The sequence below is a fragment of the Acidovorax cavernicola genome (assembly GCF_003581445.1).
Genome location: NZ_QXMN01000019.1, coordinates 1 through 20,131 on the forward strand (window position 1 = coordinate 1; position 20,131 = coordinate 20,131).

A 20,131-nucleotide genomic window follows, 5' to 3' on the forward strand; every position below is an offset into this window, starting at 1 on the left:
CCCCATGACCCTTCGCCATCCGCGCCCCGCCCCCGTCGACCGCCCCTTCGACGACCACCGCACCAGCCATGCCATCGGCGCCATGGCCACGGCCTTCGTGGTGGGCGGCGTGGCCGCCTGGCTGGCGCTGGGTGCCGCGCGCACGGCCCGCGCCCAACCCGCCGGCCCGGCCGACGGCGCCCCGCTGATGCGCGCGCCGCTGCAGGTGGTGGCGCCGGTCGACCTGCACCGCTACGCCGGCATCTGGCACGAGCAGGCGCGCCTGCCCAACCGCTTCCAGAAACAGTGCACCGGCCCGGTCACCGCCGAATACACACCGCAGCCCGACGGCAGCGTGCAGGTGCGCAACCGCTGCGTGCGCGCCGACGGCAACTTCGACGAGGCGATCGGCAGTGCGCGGGTGGTGCCCGTGGCGGGCCAGCCCGGTGCGGGCCGGCTGCAGGTGCGCTTCGCGCCCGCCTGGATGGGCTGGCTGCCGCTGGTGTGGGGCGACTACTGGATCCTGAAGCTCGACCGCGACTACCAGGTGGCGCTGGTCGGCACGCCCGACCGCGAGTACCTCTGGGTGCTGTCGCGCGCGCCGCGCCTGGAGGACGACGCCCTGCAGGCCGAGCTGGACTACGCCCGCAGCCTGGGGTTCGACACCGACAAGGTGGTGCTCACCGGCAGGTAGCGCTGCAGCTGCGACGGCAGCATGGCCGGCGCGGTGCAATGGATGGCGTGCCACCCGAAGGCACGGGCCATCTCGACGTTGGGGGCCGAGTCGTCGATGAACACGGTCTGCTCGGGGTCGAGGCCGTGGCGCATGGCCAGCACTTCATAGATCTCGCGCTCCGGCTTGAGGAACTTGACGTCGGCCGAGAACACGCCGCCGTCGAAGCGACGCATGAAAGCGTGCCGACGCTCGAGCGCGCGGGCGTAGGGCGCGGGCATGTTCGACAGGTAGTACAGGCGCAGCGGCTGGCCGGCGTCCCGCTGGGCGATGAGCTGTTCAAGCATGTCGACCGTGACGGCGATCGGCTCCAGCCGCTCGCCCAGTCCGTCGAGCATGGTGTGCAGCGGCTCGGGCGGCAAGGCCAGCCGGGCCGACATGCGGGCGATGGCATCGTCCAGCGTGCGGGTGCCGCAGTCGAAGCCGGTCCAGTCGTCGTGATGGAAAAGCGCCCGGCCCAAGGCCGCGGCAGCGGATTCAGTGGGGGCGTGAGAGGGAAGATGGGCCTGGACCAGCCGTGTCGGCTCCCAGGCGAACAGCACGGCGCCAAGATCGAAAACCACGTTCATGGCGCCATTGTTTCATGCGCCGGGCACCACGCTCACGCCATGGGTTCCGAGCGACAGAGTCGTCTGCGTGCCGGCGGCCAGCGGCCGCGACAGGTCGGTCGAGACCACGAAGACCGGCCCCAGCGTGGTGTCGAAGCCGTATTCGTAGAAGCTGCCGAGGTAGGCGGCCTTGCGCAGCGTGGCGGGCACCCCGTCGGCCGCGCCGATCTCCCACGCCTCGGGCCGCACCGCCACCTTCACCGTACCCGGCGCCACCGCGTAACGCGGCTGCAGCCGCAGCGGGCCGAGCGTGACGCTGCCGTCGGCCTGCGCCACGGCCGGGAACACCATCGCCTCGCCCATGAAGCCGGCGACGAACTCGCTCTCGGGCCGGCCGTACAGCTGCTCGGGCGTGCCGCGCTGGGCGATCACGCCGTGGTCCATCACGATGATCTGGTCGCTCACGGCCAGCGCCTCGCTCTGGTCGTGCGTCACGTAGGCCACGGTGAGCTTCAGCCGCTGCTGCAGCGCGCGGATCTCCTCGCGCATTTCGCGTCGCAGGCGGGCATCGAGGTTGGACAGCGGCTCGTCGAACAACAGCACCGCTGGCTCCAGCACCAGCGCGCGCGCCAGTGCCACGCGCTGCTGCTGCCCGCCCGACAGCTCGCTGGGCAGCCGCTCGTCGAAGCCGACCAGGCCCACGCCCTTGAGCGCCTCGCGCGCGCGGACCGTGGCCTCGTCCTTCTTCACGCCGCTCATGCGCAGGCCGTAGCCCACGTTCTCGATCACGTTCATGTGCGGAAAAAGCGCGTAGCTCTGGAACATCATGCTCACGTTGCGCTCGCCCGGCCCCAGCGTGGTGACGTCGCGCCCGCCCATGAAGATCGACCCCGAGGTCGGCGACTCGAGCCCCGCGATCATGCGCAGCGTGGTCGTCTTGCCGCAGCCCGAGGGGCCGAGGATGGTGGTGAGCGTGCCCACGGGCACCTCGAAGCTGATGCCCTTGACGGCCATCGGGCCGTTCGTGTCGGTGCCGTAGCGCTTGGTGACGTTGCGGAATTCGATGCCGTTCATTGAGTTGTCTCCGTGCTCCGCACTTCGATATTCGCCTTGGGAGCGGCCCGGCGGCTCATGCCGAGAGGTTTTCCATTTTGTGATGTCCCTGATGCGAAGGCGTCGCCCCGCGTCTGCCCAGCTTGCGCTCCCCCACCACGAACTGCACCAGCGCGATGGCCAGCGACATCAGCACCATGAGCACCGTGCAGTACGCCAGCGCAATGCCGTAGTCGCCGTTGCCGACGCGGCCGATGATGTAGGTGGTGGCCAGTTCGTTCTCGGCCGTGACCAGGAAGATCACCGCGCTCACGGTCGTCATGGCGCGCACGAAGCTGTAGACCAGCGCCGCCACCAGCGCCGGCTTGAGCAGCGGCAGCACCACCTTGAACAAGGTCTGCGAGGTCGAGGCGCGCAGCATCAGCGAAGCTTCGTCGAGCGAGCGGTCGAGCTGCTTGAAGGCCGCCGTGCCCGCGCGCACGCCCACCGGCAGGTTCCGGAACATGAAGCACAGCACGATGATGAGCCCCGTGCCCGTGAGTTCGAAGGGCGGGACGTTGAAGGCCAGGATGTAGCTCACGCCGAGCACCGTGCCCGGGATGGCGAAGGCCAGCAGCGCGCCGAACTCGAAGGCGCCCTGGCCCTTGAACTCGTTGCGCGCCAGCAGCCACGCGATCAGCAGGCCCAGCGCCGCGGTGATCGGCGCCGAGATACCGGCCAGCTTGAGCGTGGTGATCAGCGAGTTCCACGCGGTGCCGGCCCACACCAGCCCGAACTGGCCCCACTCCAGCGCGAAGGCGCTCTTGAAATGGTTGAGCGTGAAGCTGTAGTCGCGCCCCCAGGTCTGCACGAAACCGCCCGCGAAGGCGAACAGGTAGACCACGGCGGTGAAGGCGATCCACGGCAGCGCGATGCACTGGATGGTGCGGCGCACGCCGTCGGGCAGCGGCATCGCGATGCCGGCATCGCCCTTGCCGCTCACGGTGGTGTAGTTCTGCTTGCCCAGCAGGCCGCGCTGCAATGCGAACACGCCGAGCGCGAACAGCGTGAGCACCCAGGCCAGCGAGGCCGCACGGCCCTGGTCGTACTGTGCGCCGACGATGGCAAAGAAGATGTCGGTCGACAGCACCGAGAACTGGCCGCCCACCACCACCGGGTTGCCGAAGTCGGCAATGCTCTCGATGAAGCCGACGAGGAAGGCGTTGGCCAGCCCGGGCTTGAGCAGCGGCAGCGTCACGGTGAAGAAGGCGCGGCGCCGGTCGGCGCGCAGCATCTGCGCGGCTTCTTCCAGGCTGGGCGCGATGCCCTGCACCACGCCGCGCATGATCATGAAGGCGATGGGCGTGAAGGCGAAGAGTTGCGCCACCAGCACGCCCGGCATGCCGTAGAACCAGCGCGTCGGCTCGATGCCGAACAGGCTTTCGAGCACCTGGTTGACGATGCCCGCGCGGCCGAACAGCAGGATCAGGCCCAGGCCGACGACGAAGGGCGGCGTGATGATCGGCAACAGCGCCAGCACCCGCAGCACGCCCTGCCCGCGCCGGCTGCCACGCTCGGCCATCAGCGCCATCAGCGTGCCCAGGAAGGTGGTGCCGGCCGCCGTGAGCAGCGCCAGCACCAGCGTGTTCCAGGCCACGCCGCAGCGCACCCCGCCCGACAGGCAGCCCAGGCCCCAGATGCGCTCGGTGAACACGCGCGCCACGAAGGCCGAAATCGACCACTGCCCGTCTTCGTTGAAGAAGGCGCCCGACAGCGCCCGGCTCACCGGATAGGCGATGAACAACGCCATCAGCACGCCGCAGCCGACCACCGCGGCCGCCACGAAGAGGTCACCCTTGAACAGGCCCAGCCGCGCGATGCCGAAGGCCGCCAGCAACGTGAGCGCCGTGAGCGCCACGAAGCCGCCCGCGCCGATGCCGAACTGGTTGACGGCCAGCTCGCCGAACTGCGTGTTGAGCGCGGCAACGCTCCAGCCCCGCGCCCCGATGGTGAAGCCCGCCACGGCCAGGCCGATGGCGCCGATCGCGCCGCCCGCCAGCAGCCAGCGCCCCTGCGCCTTGCCGGCCGGCAAGGCCGCGCCCACGGCGCACAGCACCAGCCCGGCCAGCCCGATGAAGAGCCAGCTGCGGCCTTGCGTGGCCGCCTGCATCAGGCCGTTGGCGCCCTCCGCCTGCCCGAAGACCTGCGGAACGGCTTCGTACCAGGTCGCATCCTGGATCGCATACCAGGGCAACACGAGGTAGGCCGCGAAGCCCAGCGCGACCCAGGCCCAGATCCAGCGCCGGGCACGCCGCGCGGCGGCGAGAGACGCAGGATTGGCCGGCGCGCCGGCAGCGTCGATAGCGCGCGCTTCCACTTAGCGCGGCAGCGAATTGACGTCTTTTTCCCAGCGCGCGATCAGGCGGCGGCGCTCGGCACTGGCGCCGTACTTGGCGTAGTCGTAGTTGATGAACTTGATCTTCTTGAAGTCAGGAATGCGCGGGTCGAGCTTGGCGGTGGCGTTGCTCGGCAGCTGGAACTGCTTGTTGGCGGCACCCAGCTCCTGCGCGGCAGGCGTCAGCGCCCATTCGTAGAACTTCTTGGCGGCGTCGAGGTTGCGCGCGCCCTTGATGATGCTCATGGAGCCGATCTCCGCGCCGGTGCCGTCGGCGGGCGTGATGGTCTCGACCGGGAAGCCCTGCATCTTCTCGCCCGGGCCGTCATGCACGAAGCTGATCGACACGGCCGTTTCGCCGCGCGCCACCGCCTTGATCGGGCCGGTGCCCGAACGGGTGTACTGACCCACGTTCTTGTGCAGCGCCTTGAGGTAGTCGAAGGCCTTGTCCTCGCCCATGAGCTGCACCAGCGTCGCGATCATGGTGTAGGCCGTGCCGCTCGATGCGGGGTTGGCCACCTGGATGTCGCCCTTGTATTCGGGCTTGAGCAGGTCGGCCCAGGTCTTGGGCACGGGCAGCTTCTTCTTGGCGAGCAGCTCGGGGTTGTAGCCGAAGCCCAGCGGGCCGGAGTAGATGCCCACGGTCTTGTAGCCCGACTGCTTGGCCTGCTGCTGCGCCCAGGCATGCAGCTGCGGCAGCGTGGGCGACTTGTATTCGAGCGTGAGGCCCTGCTCGGCCGCCTGCAGGTGCGGATCGCCCGTGCCGCCGAACCAGACGTCGGTCTTGGGGTTGTCCTTCTCGGCGATGAGCTGGGCCAGCGCCTCGCCCGAGCCCTTGAGCGCCATGTTGATCCGCACGCCCGTGGTGCGCGCGTACACGGTCGAGATGACGTTGCACCACTCGGCCTGCACCGAGCAGATGACGTTGACGGTCTGCGCCGATGCGGCGGCCGACAGACCCAGCAGCGCGGCTGCCGTGAAAAGCTTCTTCATTGGTATTCCCCTGCCTCGGCAATAAAAAAAGGCCTCGCGGCCATGGGGCAGCGTAGCTTTAGTACAGGTGTGCCGAATCGGTAGAAGTACCATCGCGACTGGCGTCCCGCGATGCCCGGACGCTTCCAGGCAGATGGCCTGCCCGGCACTCAGACAAAGGAAAGTGTTCTCATGAGCTTCGATCTCGTTCTGTTCGGCGGTACTGGCGACCTTGCGTGGCGCAAGCTGATGCCCGCGCTGTTCCAGGCCTTCAGGCACGGCAGCCTGCCGCAGGACGGACGCATCGTCGGCGTCGCGCGCGACGACCTGTCGGACGACCAGTACCGCGAGCTGATCCAGTCGCGCTTCAGCGCCGTCGAGGGCGCCAAGCGCCCCTCGCCCGAGGAGTTCAAGAAGTTCGCGTCCATGCTGCACTACCTGCGCATGGACCTGTCCAAGCCCGCCGACTACGCGAGCCTGGCCGAGCTGCTGAAGCAGCGCGATGCCAAGACGGTCGTGATGTACGTGGCCACCGCGCCCGCACTCTTCACCCAGGTGGTCGAGCAGATCGCCGCCGCCGGGCTCAACGGCCCGCGCACCCGCGTCGTGCTCGAGAAGCCGCTGGGCCACGACCTGGCCTCCAACCGCGCCATCAACAGCGCCGTGGGCAAGGTGCTCGAGGAGCGGCAGATCTTCCGCATCGACCACTACCTGGGCAAGCCCTCGGTGCAGAACCTGTTCGCGATGCGCTTCGGCAACGCGCTGTTCGAGCCCATCTGGCGCCGCGAGCACATCGCCAACATCCAGATCACCATGGCCGAGGACCTGGGCGTGGAAAAGCGCGGCGCCTTCTACGACCAGACCGGCGCGCTGCGCGACATGGTGCAGAACCACGCGCTGCAGCTGCTGTGCGCCGTGGCCATGGAGCCGCCGATCAACGCGCACGCCGACGCCATCCGCGACGAAAAGCTCAAGGTGCTGCGCGCGCTCAAGCCCTGGACGCCCGAGACGCTCGGCCTGCACGCGGTGCGCGGCCAGTACACGGCCGGCACGGCCTATGGCGAACGCGTGCCGGGCTACCGCGACGAGCCCGGCGTGCCGCCCGAAAGCCGCACCGAAACCTTCGTGGCACTGCGCACCGAGATCGCCAACTGGCGCTGGGCCGGCGTGCCCTTCTACATCCGCACCGGCAAGCGGCTGGCCTCGCGCGACGCGCGCATCGAGGTCAACTTCCGCCCCACGCCGCACGCGATCTACCGCGCGCCCGCGGGCAACGTCAACAAGCTGGTGATCAACCTGCAGCCGAAGGACGGCCTGGAACTGCACATGCTCGCGCAGGCGCAGGACAACCGCCAGCGCGGCGGCAACGGCCACGCCAGTGCCGCCCAACTGGCGCCGGTGCAGCTCGACCTCGACTTCGACAAGCGCTTCGGCGCCGAGCGCGTGGGCGCCTACGAACGCCTGCTGCTCGACGTGATCGACGGCCGCCTCAACCTGTTCGTGCGCAGTGACGAGCAGGAAGAAGCCTGGCGCTGGGTCGAGCCGCTCATCGACTCCTGGGAATCCGACGGCGGCCCGCGCCCCTATGCGGCCGGCACCTGGGGCCCCAGCGCGTCGAGCGCCATGATCGCGCGCGACGGCTTCGCCTGGGGCGAAGAACAGTAGAACGCCGGGACTGCGCTGGCGTCAGCCGAACTGAAGACAGCGCATGCCGAGCGTGCCCGACTGGAAGCCTTCGTAGACCGTCTTCGCACGCTCGCCCGGCGCCGCGGCGCCCAGGGCATACAGGAAGGGAAAGTAGTGGTCCGGCGTGGCCACGGCGATCGACGCCCCTTCGAGCTTTTCATAGCCGATGAGCGCGCGGTCATCGCGGCCGGCCAGCGCGGCCTTCACCGCATCGTCGAAAGACTGCGCCCAGGGGCGGCTGGCCTTCAACCCGTCGGGCGTGCCGCGGTCGGTGGCGCGCAGGTTGTGGACCACGTTGCCGCTGCCCATCACGAGCACGCCCTGGTCGCGCAACGCCGCGAGGTCGCGCCCCACCGCATGGTGGAAGGCCGCCGGCTTGTCGTAGTCGATGCTCAGCTGGAAGACCGGCACGTCGGCCTTCGGATACAGGTGCTTCAGCACGGTCCAGGTGCCGTGGTCCACCCCCCATTGCTCGGTGGCGATCACCGGCGTTTGCTTGACGGCGCCAACCGCTTCGCGCGCGAGCGCGGGATGGCCCGGCGCCGGGTATTCGATGTCGAACAGCGCCTGCGGAAAGCCACCGAAATCGTGGATCGTCTTGGGCCGCGTCTGCACCGTGACACCGGTCGCGCCCCGACTGAGCCAGTGCGCCGACACGCTGAGGATGGCCGTCGGGCGCGGCAGCTCGCGGCCCCAGGCAGCGAGGCGGCGCGTGAAGGCGTTGTCCGCGAGCGCATTCATCGGCGAACCGTGGCCGATGAAGATGACGGGCATACGGCGCGCAGGTGAAGCGCCGGCCGCCTGCGCGATCTCGGCCATCGACGCCAGCGCGGCCGTCGCGCCCAGCGCCGAGCCCATGAGGAAGCCGCGGCGGCCGAGCAGGCGGGTCGCCCAAGGGGAAGGGATCGTCGGAGGTGTCATGGTTTCGTTCGGGACAACCGCCGGACTCTGCCTCATGTCCAGCAGCGCGGCGGTGCCTTTACGCACACTTCAGTCCATCTCTCCCGTCCGCGTACACGAACGACCGTCAGATCCGGCCTTCCTCCACCGCATGGCAGGCCACCTGCACGCCCTTCAGGCTCGACAGCTTCGGCCGCTCCGACGAGCAGCGCGCATTGGCGTGCGGGCAGCGCGGATGAAAGGCGCAGCCGGTCGGCGGGTTCAGCGGATTCGGCACCTCGCCCTGCACCGGCGTGCGGGCGCGGCCGGTGTGCTTCATCTGCGGGATCGCATCGAGCAGCATGCGCGTGTACGGATGCTGCGGCGCCTCGAAGAGCTTCTGCTTGTCCGCCACCTCGACCAGTCGGCCCAGGTACATCACCCCGACCTGGTCGGCCACGTGGCGCACCACCGCGAGGTTGTGCGAGATGAAGAGGTAGGTCAGGCCCTGCTCGCGCTGCAGGTCTTTCATGATGTTGAGCACCTGCGCCTGCACGCTCACGTCGAGCGCCGAGGTGGGCTCGTCGCACACGAGGAACTCGGGCTGCGTGGCGAGCGCGCGCGCAATGGAGATGCGCTGGCGCTGGCCGCCCGAGAACTGGTGCGGGTACTTGCTCATGTCCAGCGGCGAAAGGCCGACCGACTGCAGCAGTTCGCCCACGCGCGCGCGCAGCGCGGCCTTGTCGCTCAGGATGCCGTGCTCGCGCAGCGGCTCGCCGATGATGTCCTCGACGATCCAGCGCGGGTTGAGGCTCGCGTAGGGGTCCTGGAAGATCATCTGGATGCGGCGGCGCAGCTGCCGGCCTTCGGGTGTCTTGAACGCGGCGTGCGCGTCCTGCCCGTCGAACTGCAGGCCGCCGCGCGTCGGCGCGTACAGCCCGACCAGCAACCGTGCCACGGTACTCTTGCCACAGCCCGATTCGCCGACCAGCGCCAGCGTCTTGCCGCGCTCGATGGAGAAGCTCACGCCGTCGACCGCGTGCAGCAGCACGCGCGGCTTGCGTTCGAGCACGCGGTTGAGCCAGGGCGGCGACACGTCAAAGGTGCGCGCGAGGTCGTGCGCGACCACGAGCGGTTCGCCGGCCGTTGCCGGTGCATCCTTGCGGGGTTCGATCACGGCACTCATCGGATCACCTCCGCGAGGGGTTCGGCCGCTTCGGGCGTGGCGCGCTCGCCCCCTGCCAGCGCGTCGTGATGTTTCGCGGCGATCTCGGCCTGCCCCGCATGCGGGTCGGCGGCGTCGTGCAGCCAGCAGGCGGCGCGCGTGGCGCCCGCGTGCATCAACTCGGGACGTTCGGTCAGGCAGCGCGCGAAGGTACGCGGGCAGCGCGGGTTGTAGGCACAGCCGGTCGGAATGGCGTTGAGCCGCGGCATGGCGCCGTCGATCTGGTTGAGCCGTTCGCGGTCGCTGGTCATGTCGGGAATCGACGCCATCAGGCCCGAGGTGTAGGGGTGTGCAGGCTGATGGATCACCTCGTGCACCGGGCCGATCTCGGCGATGCGGCCGGCGTACATCACGGCCACGCGATCGCAGGTCTCTGCGATCACGCCCATGTCGTGCGTGATGAGCATCACTGCCGCGCCGCGTTCCTTGCAGACCTGCTTGAGCAGCTGGATGATCTGCGCCTGGATCGACACGTCGAGCGCGGTGGTCGGTTCGTCGGCCACGATGAGCTTGGGCTCGGCGGCGAGTGCCAGGGCAATCACCACGCGCTGGCGCATGCCGCCCGAGAACTGGTGCGGAAAGTGGTCGATGCGCTGCTCGGCGGCAGGAATGCCGGTGTCCTGCAGCAGGCCGATGGCGCGCTTGCGTGCCTCGGCCTCGGTCACGGGCAAATGGGTGCGAATGGTCTCGACCAGTTGCCGGCCCACGGTGTACAGCGGGTTCAGCGAGGTCAGCGGATCCTGGAAGATCGCGCCGATCTTGCGGCCGCGGATGGGGCGCATCGCCTCGAAGCCGAGGTTGTCGATGCGCTGGCCCTCGAGCACGATCTCGCCGCCGGCCACGCGGCCCGGCGGTTCGAGCAGGCCGATGATGGCCGCGCCCGTGAGCGACTTGCCCGCGCCCGATTCGCCCACCACGCCGAGGATTTCTCCGGGCGCGATGTCGAAGGAAATGCGGTCGAGCGCGCGCAGCGTGCCGCGGCGGTTGGGGAATTCGACGACGAGGTCTTTGACTTGCAACAAGCTCATGGCGTTCTCTTTCTCATCGCAGACGCGGATTCAATGCGTCGCGCAGCCAGTCGCCGAGCAGGTTCACGCTGAGTGCAATGAGCACCAGCATCAGGCCCGGGAACACCGTGATCCACCATTCGCCGGAAAACAGGTACTGGTTGCCGATGCTGATGAGCGTGCCCAGCGACGGCGAGGTCGGCGGCACGCCGACGCCCAGGAAGGACAGCGTGGCCTCGGTGATGATCGCGGTCGCGACCTGGATGGTGGCCAGCACCATCACCGGCCCCATCACGTTCGGCAGCACGTGACGCAGCATGATGCGCAGCGGTGCCACGCCGGTCACGCGCGCGGCCTGCACGTATTCCTTGTTGCGCTCCACCAGCGTGGAGCCGCGCACCGTGCGCGCGTACTGCACCCAGCCCGTGAGCGAGATCGAAATGATCAGCACGCCGAAGGCCAGCGATTCGTGCGCACTCGGGAAGAGCGCGCGACCGACGCCGGCGATGAGCAGCGCCACCAGGATCGGCGGGAACGACAGCATCACGTCGCACACGCGCATGAGGAAGGAGTCGAGCCAGCCGCCGAAGAAGCCGGCCAGCAGGCCGAGCACCACGCCGACGGCGACCGACAGCACCACCGACACCACGCCGACGATCAGCGAGATGCGCGCGCCGTAGATCACGGCCGAGAGGATGTCGCGGCCCTGGTCGTCGGTGCCGAGCAGGTACTTGGTGGAGCCTTCGGCACTCCAGGCCGGCGGCAGGCGTGCGTCGCCGAGTTCAAGGGTGGCGAGGTCGAAGGGATTGTGCGGCGACACCCATCCGGCAAACACCGAACAGAAGACGCACACCAGCGCAATGACGGCGGCGGCGATCGCGACCGGCGAGGTGCGAAAGCTGTAGCCGACGTCGCTGTCGAGCCAGCGGGCAAGGGTTGTTTTCATCGTCGGGCCGCCCCAAGATGAAAAGCGGCCCCCTCGGGGGGCAGCGGACCTTGCGCAGCAAGGGGAGCGTGGGGGTTATTTCTCATCGTGAGGCAAGCGGAAAAAGAATGGGCCCGCAAGAAGCGGGCCCATGGTCGGGCCGCTCAGGCAGCGGCCCACGGTCGATTTACTTGATGCTCATCCACTTGAAGTACATGAAGTTGTCGGCCAGTTGCACCAGCTCGACCTTCTTGCTCACGCCCCAGGCCAGCGACTGCTGATGCAGCGGCAGGTGGCCGACGTCGTCCGAGTGGATCTTGAAGGCTTCCTTGATCATCTCGTTGCGCTTGGCCTTGTCCGACTCGGACTGGATCTTCTTGGTCAGCTCGTCCAGCTTCGGGTTGCAGTAGGCGCCCAGGTTGAACTGGCCGGTGCCCTTGTCGTCGGGGCAGGAGGTCAGCGAGCTCAGTGCGTTGTGCGAGTCGTAGGTGGTCGGCGTCCATCCCAGCATGTAGAAGCTGGTGTCGCGGCGCAGCACCTTCGGGAAGTAGGTGCCCTTGGTCTCGGCCACGAGGTTGATCTTCACGCCGATCTTCGCCAGGTTGGCGGCCACGCTCTGGCAGATCTGGCCGTCGTTCACGTAGCGGTCGTTCGGGCAGTTCATCGACACCTCGAAGCCGTTCGGGTAGCCGGCTTCGGTCAGCAGCTTCTTGGCGGCATCGACGTCGAAGGGAAGGCGCTTGTCCTGGTCCGCGCTCCAGCCGTTGATGCCTGGGCCGACGAGCAGCGCGGTGGGCTTGGAGGCACCGCGCATCACGGTGCGCTGGATGCCGGCGATGTCGATGGCCTGGTAGAAGGCCTGTCGGACACGCTTGTCCTTGAACGGGTTCTTGCCCTTCACGTTCGAGTACTGCAGCTCGTCGCGCTTCTGGTCCATGCCCAGGAAGATGGTGCGCATCTCGGGGCCGGTGATGACGCGGGCGTTGGGCGCGGCGTTGATGCGCGCGATGTCCTGCACGGGCACAGGCTCCATCACGTCGACTTCGCCGGAGACCAGCGCGGCCACGCGGGTCGCGGGGTTGGCGATGGGCGTGAAGACAACCTCTTGCGCGTTGCCGTCGATCTTGCCCCAGTAGGTGCCGTTGCGCGTGAACACCGTGCGCACGTTCGGCTGGCGCTCGCGCACGCGGAACGGGCCGGTGCCGTTGGCCTTGAACGAGGCCGTGTTCTCGATGCCCTTGCGACGGTCGACCGGCTTGGTGGCCTGGTTCTCCTCGCACCACTTCTTGCTCATGATCATCGTGAGCGAGATCACGTCGGGCAGGATGGGGAACGGGCCGTTGGTCTCGATCTCGACGGCGAGGTCACCGACCTTGCGCACGGCCTTGATGTCGCTGAGCGTGGCCTTCATGTCGGAGCCGTCGCCCTGCGCGCGCGCGAAGCTGAAGACCACGTCGTCGGCGGAGAACGGCGTGCCGTCATGGAACACGACGCCCTTGCGCAGCTCGAAGCGCCACACGTTCGGCGAAGTCTGCTTCCAGCTCGTGGCCAGCAGCGGCGCCAGGCTCAAGTCCTTGTTGCGGCCCACGAGAGTTTCATAGACGTTGGCGGTGACGCTCAGTTGCAGCGACTCGTTGAGCGAGTGCGGATCGAGCGACAGGGCATCGCCCTGGTTCGCGATCCGGATGGTCTGCGCGCTCGCGACCATGCTGGCAGCGCTCAGGGCGCACAGGGCTGCGACCGCGGCCGCCTTCTTCTTGAAACTCATGGGAACACTCCTCGGGTTGGGATCAAAAAACACATCAAGACGCCGCGGTGGCGGCTGCTTGCTCTGGCTGCGTACCGCGGGTGGCGGCAAGCGGCATGCCCTGCTCGATCAGGCCCGCATGCAATGCGGCGCCCAGCGGCAGGATCTCGTCGTTGAAGTCGTAGCGACTGTTGTGCAGGAAGGCGCCGTGACGCACGTCTTGGCCGATGCGCAGATAAGCGCCGGCCTTCTTCTGCAGCATGAAGGAGAAGTCTTCCGCGCCCATGCTGGGCTCCATGTTGCGATCGACGTTCTTCGCACCGACCAGCGCCTGCGCCACGTCGGCCGCGAACATCGCTTCGGGCGCGGTGTTGATGGTGGCCGGGTAGATGCGCTCGTACTTGATGGTGGCGGTGGCACCGAACCCACTGGCGATGGCCGTGCACAGCTCGCTCAGGCGCTGCTCGACCTGGGCCTGCACGCGCGCACTGAAGGTGCGCACCGTGCCGACCAGCGTGGCTTCGCCCGGGATCACGCTCATCGCGCCCAGGTCGCCGGCCTGCACCGCGCAGATGCTGACGACCGCCGCATCGATGGGACGCACACTGCGCGACACGATGGTCTGGGCCGCGGTGATGATGTGCGCGGCGACCACCACCGGGTCGATGGTCTGGTAGGCATGCGCGCCGTGGCCGCCCTTGCCCTTGATCTCGATGGTCACGCGGTCGGCCGCGGCCATCATGGCACCGCGGTTGATGCCCACGGTACCGGCCGGCATCGCGGGCCAGTTGTGCATCGCATACACGGCATTCACTGGAAAGCGATCGAACAGGCCGTCTTCGATCATCACGCGTGCACCGGCCAGGCCTTCTTCGCCCGGCTGGAAGATCAGCACAGCGGTACCGTCGAAGTCGCGCGTCTCGGCCAGGTAGCGCGCGGCGCCGACCAGCATGGCGGTGTGGCCATCGTGGCCGCAGCCGTGCATCAGGCCGTCGTGAGCGGAGCGCCAGCCGAAGTCGTTGTCCTCGCGCATGGGCAGCGCGTCCATGTCGGCGCGCAGGCCGATCATGCGGCCGCTGGCCGTCGACTTGCCGCGGATGACGCCCACCACGCCGGTCTTGCCGATGCCTTCGTGGACCTCGTCCACGCCGCAGGCACGCAACGCCTCGCGCACGCGGCCTGAGGTGTAGACCTCTTCGAAGCCGAGCTCGGGGTTGGCGTGCAGGTCACGGCGAAAGGCCGTGATCTCGGGATAGAAGCTGGCGATGTGCGCGAAGGCCCGGCCGGAGGCCTGCAGACGCGGCGTTGCGGCAGCTGTTGCGGTGGTCACCTCAATGGCCTCCCGCCTTGCCCACGCGCAGCCGCGGATCGACAACGAAGTACAACAGGTCGACCACGAGGTTGATCACCACGAAGATCAGCGCGATCAAGCACAGGTAGGCAGCCATCACCGGGATGTCCGCGAAGGTCACGGCCTGGATGAAGAGCAGGCCCATGCCGGGCCACTGGAACACCGACTCGGTGATGATCGCGAAGGCGATCAGGCCGCCGAGCTGCAGGCCGGTAATCGTCATGACTGGCACCAGCGTGTTCTTGAGCGCGTGACCGAAGTGGATCGCGCGGTTCGACAGGCCCCGTGCACGCGCGAACTTGATGTAGTCGGTGCGCAGCACCTCGAGCATCTCAGCGCGCACCAGCCGCATGATCAGCGTGAGCTGGAAGATCGCCAGCGTCACCGCCGGCAGCACGATGTGATGCCAGCCGTCGGCTTTGAAGAGACCGCTGGTCCACCAGCCGAACTGCACGGTGTCGCCGCGCCCGAAGCTCGGGAACCAGCCCAGCGTCACGGCGAAGACGAGGATCAGCAGGATGCCGATCAGGAAGGTGGGCAGCGACACGCCGAGCAGCGACACGGTCATGAACACCTGGCTCATGAAGGAGCCACGGCGCAGGGCGGTGTACACACCCATCGGAATGCCGATCAGCAGGGCCAGCAATGCGGCCACGAGCGCCAGTTCGAGCGTGGCCGGGAAGCGTTCGCCGATCAGACGCGACACCTTGGCACCTTGACGCAGGCTCAGCCCGAATTCGCCCTGTGCAGCGTTGACGAGGAAGTGCCAGAACTGCACGAAGAAGGGTCGGTCGAGCCCCAATGCGGCGCGCATTTCGCGGATCTGGTCGGGCTTGGCGTCCTGCCCCAGCAGGAACACCACCGGGTCGCCGACATATTGAAAGAGGAGGAAGGCAATGAACGCAACCGCGATCATGACGATCACGGCCTGGATCAGGCGGCGCAGTACAAAGGCAGTCATTCAGCAACAAAAGTGATCGCGGCATGCTAGCAGTGCAAACAGCGTGCCCGCACGGGGGTTCCCCGGGGGTGGAGGCGCAATTTTTACGAGTGAGAACACGCGCGCCCCAAAAAGAAAAAGCCACCCGGCTTGCGCCGGGTGGCTTTCAGTCTTTCGATTCGAAGCTGGCTTACGCCAGCATCAAATTAGAAAGCGTGACGGATACCGAAGTCGTAGCCGGTCGAGGTCTTCGGGGTGAAGCCACCCGTGGTCACGAAAGCCGGGCCGCCGACGGTCAGAGCTGCACCGTTCTTGTTGCTCACGCGAGCAACGGTAGCGTACAGAGCCGTGCGCTTCGACAGGTTGTGCACGTAGCCGATAGCCAGCTTGTTGGCCTTCGGGTCAGCCACGCGCGGCTGGAACAGCACGTCAGGCTGGTTCAGGTCGTACTTGACGCTCGAGTACGAAGCGCGGATCAGGCCAGCACCGACCGGCACGGTCACGCCGAGCAGGTAACCGGTCAGGTCGATGTCGGGACGGCCACCAGCGAACGGAGTGACTTCGTAGTCAATCTTGTTCTTGGCGCGCGACAGTTCACCGAACAGCTTCACGGGACCGAAGTCGTACGAAGCGCCCAGGTTCAGCGTGTTGACCTTGGTGGTCGTGCCAACGTAGAACTGGTCACCCACGGTGCTGCTGCCGTAAGCCAGAGCAACGTCCAGGGGGCCGTTGGCGTAGCCGAAGCGGCCGCCGACGTAACGACCTTGACGCTGGCTGTTAGCCACATCAGGCGTTGCCAGGCCAGGGCTGTACTTGGTCTTCTCAGCGAAGCCGTACTGCACTTGACCGTAGAAACCACCCAGGTTCGGCGGCAGGAAGTAGCCGATGGTGTTGCTAGCGCGGACGTAGTTGCTCGTGCCAACGTTGGTGAACGAACCGACCGAAGCTGCGGGCGAACCGAAGCCGCCGAAGCCGCCGTTGGCCGTCGAGATCAGGTTGGTGCCAACACCGTTGGTGCCGAACGGATCGAACACGGTGTCGTTCCAGAACGTCGGGGTGTAGTCACGGCCCAGACGGATTTCACCGAAACCGCCGGACAGGCTCACGGTCGAGCGACGTGCGAACGTTGCAACACCTTCAGAACCGTCGTCGTTCTTGATCGGAGCTTCGAGCCAGAAGCTGGCTGCCAGGCCACCACCGAGGTCTTCCGTACCACGGAAGCCCAGACGGCTGGAGTTGTAGCCCGAGTTAGCCAGTTCACGACGGCTTGCCTTGACGCTGCCCTTGTTCAGATAGAACGGGTTCAGGAACGTGGCGCCGTTCAGGTCACGCGAGGTGGACGAGTAGCCGCTGATCGACGCGTCGACCACACCGAACAGCGTGACGGACGACTGAGCCGAGGCAACACCGGCGACAGCCAGGGCAGCCAGAGCAACTAGAGATTTTTTCATTGCAAGTTTCTCCAAGGTTAAACATAGGGCTCCGGTGCGAAGGGCTCACCGTGACTGGCACTTTTGTGCTCCCACCGGACCCCGGGCCAACCTCCTTTTGGGAAGTTGTTGCTATTGCACCAGAGCCGATGCGGCAGGGCAAAACAAATCGCCCTAAATGTGGGAAGCCCCGTGTGTTTCGTTGCAGTCGTGCAACAAAGGACTTAGACAGGCCGCCTTACCACGATGTGAAACAAAATGTGGCCGCCTTGCATCGTCCGGCAGGTGGGTTCAAATAGGCGCATGACCGCCTTGCTCGACCCAGCCCTGACTGCCGCCGACGCGGCTTTGCGCACGCTTTTTGCCCGATCTCACGCCACTCGAGCGCTTCCTCCTGCGATCCAACCGCAAGGTGAATTGAGCGAATCGGAACGCCGCGAAGCCGGCGCATTGATGCGCGTGAACCACGTCGGCGAAGTGTGCGCACAGGCGCTGTACACCGCCCAGGCCGCCGTGGCCAGCGACCCGGCTTTGCGCGCCCACTTCCTGGAAGCCGCGCATGAAGAAACCGATCATCTGGCCTGGACCCGCCAACGGCTGGACGATCTGGGTGCCCGCCCGTCCATCCTGAATCCGCTCTGGTATGCAGGCGCCTTCGGCCTCGGCCTGATCGCCGGGCGCCTGGGCGATCCCTTGAGTCTCGGCTTTGTCGCTGAAACCGAGCGCCAGGTGGAAGCGCACCTTGAAAGCCACCTGGGCCGCCTGCCGCCGACCGATCACGCCTCCCGCGCCGTGGTCGAGCAGATGAAGATCGACGAAGCTCGCCATGCGACACAAGCCGTCGACGCAGGCGCGGCGGAGTTGCCTGCTCCGGCCAAGGCCCTGATGCGCCTGGCATCGCGGGTCATGACGACCGTCGCGCACCGCATTTAGGCCTCAGACGCCGCCACGCGGCGTTTTCAGGTCTCGATCAGGTCGAAGCTGGTCGTGATTTCCGCGGTCTTCGCCAGCATGATGCTGGCCGAGCAATAGGTTTCATGGCTCAGAGCGATCGCCCGCTCCACAGCGGCGGCCGGAATTCCCTTGCCCGCCACGGTGAAGTGCATGTGGATCTTCGTAAAGACCTTAGGATCCTTTTCCGCGCGCTCGCTGGTCAGCTTGACACTGCAGCGCTCGACGCGATGACGCCCCCTCTTCAATATGAGCACCACGTCATAGGCCGTGCAGCCTCCGGTGCCCGCGAGCACCGTCTCCATCGGCCTCGCAGCCAGGTTCTGGCCGCCGTTCTCGGGCTTGGCCGCATCCGGAGCACCGTCCATCATCAGGACATGGCCGCTGCCGGTCTCGGCCACGAAGCCCATGGCCGATCGGGTGCCTGCATCACCGGTCCAACTAACTGTGCATTCCATGGTGTTTCATTTCCAATTGGGGTGAATTGGTGCGCAAAAGTGCACGCCAACATCGGGTTGTGTGTGGGAAAAGCGTCGCCTGCTTGTTGCGTCGCAACAAAGGGTGGGTATACTCTATTTCATTGCTGCGCACTTCATGGTGTGCACCGAGTTGTCTCCTCCACCCTTCCAATTGGTGGATTTAGCCCCGAGTCGCAAGACTCGGGGCTTTTTTCTTTGTGCGCGCCCCTGCACCCGAGCCTCTTATCATCGTCGGCTTGCTCATGAACACTCCCCTGGAAAAAGCCGTGCCCGACGCATCCGCCCTGGCGCTCACGCCCGCCGACTACCTCAGAAAAATCCTCAACGCGCGGGTCTATGACGTCGCAGTGGAGTCAGCGCTGGAGAAGGCGCGCGCGCTCAGCGAGCGGCTCGGCAATACCGTGCTGCTCAAGCGCGAAGACCAGCAACCCGTCTTCAGTTTCAAACTGCGCGGTGCCTATAACAAGATGGCGCACTTGAGCAAGGCGCAATTGGCGAGCGGTGTGATTTGCGCATCGGCCGGCAATCATGCGCAAGGCGTGGCGCTCGGTGCACGCAAGCTCGGCACACGCGCGGTGATCGTGATGCCCGTGACCACCCCGCAAGTGAAGATCGATGCCGTGCGTGGTTTCGGCGGCGAGATCGTGCTGCACGGCGACAGCTATTCCGACGCCTACCTGCATGCGCTCGAATTGCAGACGCAGCAGAACCTGACCTTCGTGCACCCGTTCGACGACCCCGACGTCATCGCGGGCCAGGGCACCATCGCCATGGAAATCCTGCGCCAGCACCAGGGACCGCTCGATGCGGTGTTCGTGGCGATCGGCGGCGGCGGGCTGATCTCCGGCGTGGCCAACTACATCAAGGCGGTGCGGCCCGAGGTCAAGGTGATCGGCGTTCAGATGAACGACTCGGACGCCATGATGCAATCGGTCGCCGCGCACCAGCGCGTGAACCTGCCCGACGTGGGACTGTTCTCCGACGGCACGGCCGTCAAGCTGGTCGGCGAGGAAACCTTCCGCATCGCGCAGAACCTGGTCGACGGCTACATCTCGGTCGACACCGATGCCGTGTGCGCCGCCATCAAGGACGTGTTCGTCGATACGCGCAGCATCGTCGAGCCGGCCGGTGCACTGGCCGTGGCGGCCATCAAGCAGTACGCGGCCGAGCATGGTCGCCAGGGCGAGACCTACGCGGCGATCCTGTGCGGTGCCAACATGAACTTCGACCGGCTGCGCTTTGTGGCCGAGCGGGCCGAGGTCGGCGAGGAGCGCGAGGCGCTGTTCGCCGTGACCATCCCCGAAGAGCGCGGCAGCTTCCGCCGTTTCTGCGAACTCATCAGCGAACTGCCCGCGGGCGGCGCGCCGCGCAACGTGACCGAGTTCAACTACCGCATCAGCGACGCCGCCAAGGCACACGTGTTCGTCGGCCTCACGACCTCCGCGCGCGGCGAGTCGACCACCATCGCGGATGTCTTCATCGAACACGGCTTCGACGCGCTCGACCTCACGCACGACGAACTCGCCAAGGAGCATCTGCGCCACCTGGTGGGCGGCCGCACGGGGCTGGCGCACGACGAGCGCCTGCTGCGTTTCGTGTTCCCCGAGCGTCCCGGTGCGTTGCTGAAGTTCCTGAGCCTGATGCGGCCGAACTGGAACATCAGCCTGTTCCACTACCGCAACCAGGGCGCCGACTACGGACGCATCCTCGTGGGCCTGCAGGTGCCGGCCGAAGAGTCGGCCGCGTTCGACAGCTTCCTCGAAACCCTGGGCTACCCCTGCGTCGAGGAAACGGCCAACCCGGCCTACCGCCTGTTCCTCCAGGCCTGAGAGAAGAGAAGAAAGTAGAAAAA

At 66.9% G+C, this 20,131-nt stretch carries 17 protein-coding genes; 4 read left to right on the plus strand and 13 right to left on the minus strand.

Annotated elements, in window-relative coordinates; translation table 11 throughout:
* Positions 1-4 precede the first annotated feature (4 nt).
* Complete coding sequence (locus tag D3H34_RS16050; RefSeq protein WP_119554670.1) at positions 5-673, plus strand: lipocalin family protein; 669 nt, start codon at positions 5-7, stop codon at positions 671-673.
* Here D3H34_RS16050 and D3H34_RS16055 read toward each other — a convergent pair.
* The 4 genes from D3H34_RS16055 to D3H34_RS16070 are packed head-to-tail and all read right to left on the minus strand — an operon-like array spanning position 619 to position 5,680.
* A complete protein-coding gene (locus tag D3H34_RS16055; protein WP_119554673.1) occupies positions 619-1,281 on the minus strand; it encodes an HAD family hydrolase in 663 nt (220 codons plus the stop codon). The genes D3H34_RS16050 and D3H34_RS16055 overlap by 55 nt on opposite strands.
* Before the next feature lie 12 nt (positions 1,282-1,293).
* Positions 1,294-2,334, minus strand: coding sequence for an ABC transporter ATP-binding protein (locus D3H34_RS16060; protein ID WP_119554675.1), 1,041 nt, complete (start codon positions 2,332-2,334; stop codon positions 1,294-1,296).
* Between the two features lie 55 nt (positions 2,335-2,389).
* Positions 2,390-4,669 carry an ABC transporter permease gene (locus D3H34_RS16065; protein ID WP_205736734.1) on the minus strand — a complete coding sequence of 760 codons (2,280 nt, stop codon included), beginning with the start codon at positions 4,667-4,669 and terminating at the stop codon, positions 2,390-2,392.
* On the minus strand, positions 4,670-5,680 hold the full coding sequence (locus D3H34_RS16070) for an ABC transporter substrate-binding protein (RefSeq protein WP_119554677.1): 1,011 nt from the start codon (positions 5,678-5,680) through the stop codon (positions 4,670-4,672).
* Between the two features lie 171 nt (positions 5,681-5,851).
* Here D3H34_RS16070 and zwf point away from each other — a divergent pair, with 171 nt between their 5' ends.
* Positions 5,852-7,324 (plus strand): glucose-6-phosphate dehydrogenase, encoded by a 1,473-nt coding sequence (gene zwf / locus D3H34_RS16075; RefSeq protein ID WP_119554679.1) that lies wholly within the window; start codon positions 5,852-5,854, stop codon positions 7,322-7,324.
* A gap of 21 nt (positions 7,325-7,345) precedes the next feature.
* Here the strand turns inward: zwf and ygiD are convergent, their stop codons facing one another.
* The 8 genes from ygiD to D3H34_RS16115 all read right to left on the minus strand — a co-directional run bounded on the left by ygiD (position 7,346) and on the right by D3H34_RS16115 (position 16,870).
* Complete coding sequence (ygiD, locus tag D3H34_RS16080; protein ID WP_119554681.1) at positions 7,346-8,266, minus strand: 4,5-DOPA-extradiol-dioxygenase; 921 nt, start codon at positions 8,264-8,266, stop codon at positions 7,346-7,348.
* Between the two features lie 106 nt (positions 8,267-8,372).
* On the minus strand, positions 8,373-9,410 hold the full coding sequence (locus D3H34_RS16085) for an ABC transporter ATP-binding protein (protein ID WP_119554683.1): 1,038 nt from the start codon (positions 9,408-9,410) through the stop codon (positions 8,373-8,375).
* A complete protein-coding gene (locus D3H34_RS16090) occupies positions 9,407-10,477 on the minus strand; it encodes an ABC transporter ATP-binding protein (protein ID WP_119554685.1) in 1,071 nt (356 codons plus the stop codon). Before D3H34_RS16090 ends, D3H34_RS16085 begins: the two co-directional genes overlap by 4 nt.
* Before the next feature lie 13 nt (positions 10,478-10,490).
* Positions 10,491-11,402 carry an ABC transporter permease gene (locus D3H34_RS16095; RefSeq protein ID WP_119554687.1) on the minus strand — a complete coding sequence of 304 codons (912 nt, stop codon included), beginning with the start codon at positions 11,400-11,402 and terminating at the stop codon, positions 10,491-10,493.
* 166 nt (positions 11,403-11,568) lie between these two features.
* Positions 11,569-13,149, minus strand: a complete 1,581-nt coding sequence (locus tag D3H34_RS16100; RefSeq protein WP_119554689.1) for an ABC transporter substrate-binding protein — start codon at positions 13,147-13,149, stop codon at positions 11,569-11,571.
* Between the two features lie 34 nt (positions 13,150-13,183).
* Positions 13,184-14,458: a M20 aminoacylase family protein gene (locus D3H34_RS16105; protein WP_119554690.1), complete on the minus strand. Its 1,275-nt coding sequence runs from the start codon at positions 14,456-14,458 to the stop codon at positions 13,184-13,186.
* Position 14,459: 1 nt separating this feature from the next.
* The gene (locus tag D3H34_RS16110; protein WP_119554692.1) at positions 14,460-15,440 is read right to left on the minus strand and encodes an ABC transporter permease; all 981 of its coding nucleotides are present in this window, start codon (positions 15,438-15,440) and stop codon (positions 14,460-14,462) included.
* A gap of 185 nt (positions 15,441-15,625) precedes the next feature.
* Positions 15,626-16,870, minus strand: coding sequence for a porin (locus D3H34_RS16115; RefSeq protein WP_119554694.1), 1,245 nt, complete (start codon positions 16,868-16,870; stop codon positions 15,626-15,628).
* 282 nt (positions 16,871-17,152) lie between these two features.
* On the opposite strand from D3H34_RS16115, the gene coq7 reads away from it, so the two are divergent.
* The gene (coq7, locus tag D3H34_RS16120; RefSeq protein ID WP_119554696.1) at positions 17,153-17,782 is read left to right on the plus strand and encodes a 2-polyprenyl-3-methyl-6-methoxy-1,4-benzoquinone monooxygenase; all 630 of its coding nucleotides are present in this window, start codon (positions 17,153-17,155) and stop codon (positions 17,780-17,782) included.
* A 26-nt stretch (positions 17,783-17,808) separates the two neighbouring features.
* On the opposite strand, the gene D3H34_RS16125 is transcribed toward coq7, so the two are convergent.
* On the minus strand, positions 17,809-18,258 hold the full coding sequence (locus tag D3H34_RS16125; RefSeq protein WP_012746235.1) for an OsmC family protein: 450 nt from the start codon (positions 18,256-18,258) through the stop codon (positions 17,809-17,811).
* 263 nt (positions 18,259-18,521) lie between these two features.
* Here D3H34_RS16125 and ilvA point away from each other — a divergent pair, with 263 nt between their 5' ends.
* Positions 18,522-20,108, plus strand: coding sequence for a threonine ammonia-lyase, biosynthetic (ilvA, locus tag D3H34_RS16130; RefSeq protein WP_119554698.1), 1,587 nt, complete (start codon positions 18,522-18,524; stop codon positions 20,106-20,108).
* Positions 20,109-20,131: the final 23 nt, after the last annotated feature.

Coding starts and splice junctions, on each gene's coding strand:
- D3H34_RS16050 (WP_119554670.1), top strand. CDS start 5: ATGACCCTTCGCCATCCGCGCCCCGCCCCCGTCGACCGCCCCTTCGAC.
- D3H34_RS16055 (WP_119554673.1), bottom strand. CDS start 1,281: ATGAACGTGGTTTTCGATCTTGGCGCCGTGCTGTTCGCCTGGGAGCCG.
- D3H34_RS16060 (WP_119554675.1), bottom strand. CDS start 2,334: ATGAACGGCATCGAATTCCGCAACGTCACCAAGCGCTACGGCACCGAC.
- D3H34_RS16070 (WP_119554677.1), bottom strand. CDS start 5,680: ATGAAGAAGCTTTTCACGGCAGCCGCGCTGCTGGGTCTGTCGGCCGCC.
- zwf (WP_119554679.1), top strand. CDS start 5,852: ATGAGCTTCGATCTCGTTCTGTTCGGCGGTACTGGCGACCTTGCGTGG.
- ygiD (WP_119554681.1), bottom strand. CDS start 8,266: ATGACACCTCCGACGATCCCTTCCCCTTGGGCGACCCGCCTGCTCGGC.
- D3H34_RS16085 (WP_119554683.1), bottom strand. CDS start 9,410: ATGAGTGCCGTGATCGAACCCCGCAAGGATGCACCGGCAACGGCCGGC.
- D3H34_RS16090 (WP_119554685.1), bottom strand. CDS start 10,477: ATGAGCTTGTTGCAAGTCAAAGACCTCGTCGTCGAATTCCCCAACCGC.
- D3H34_RS16095 (WP_119554687.1), bottom strand. CDS start 11,402: ATGAAAACAACCCTTGCCCGCTGGCTCGACAGCGACGTCGGCTACAGC.
- D3H34_RS16100 (WP_119554689.1), bottom strand. CDS start 13,149: ATGAGTTTCAAGAAGAAGGCGGCCGCGGTCGCAGCCCTGTGCGCCCTG.
- D3H34_RS16110 (WP_119554692.1), bottom strand. CDS start 15,440: ATGACTGCCTTTGTACTGCGCCGCCTGATCCAGGCCGTGATCGTCATG.
- D3H34_RS16115 (WP_119554694.1), bottom strand. CDS start 16,870: ATGAAAAAATCTCTAGTTGCTCTGGCTGCCCTGGCTGTCGCCGGTGTT.
- coq7 (WP_119554696.1), top strand. CDS start 17,153: ATGACCGCCTTGCTCGACCCAGCCCTGACTGCCGCCGACGCGGCTTTG.
- D3H34_RS16125 (WP_012746235.1), bottom strand. CDS start 18,258: ATGGAATGCACAGTTAGTTGGACCGGTGATGCAGGCACCCGATCGGCC.
- ilvA (WP_119554698.1), top strand. CDS start 18,522: ATGAACACTCCCCTGGAAAAAGCCGTGCCCGACGCATCCGCCCTGGCG.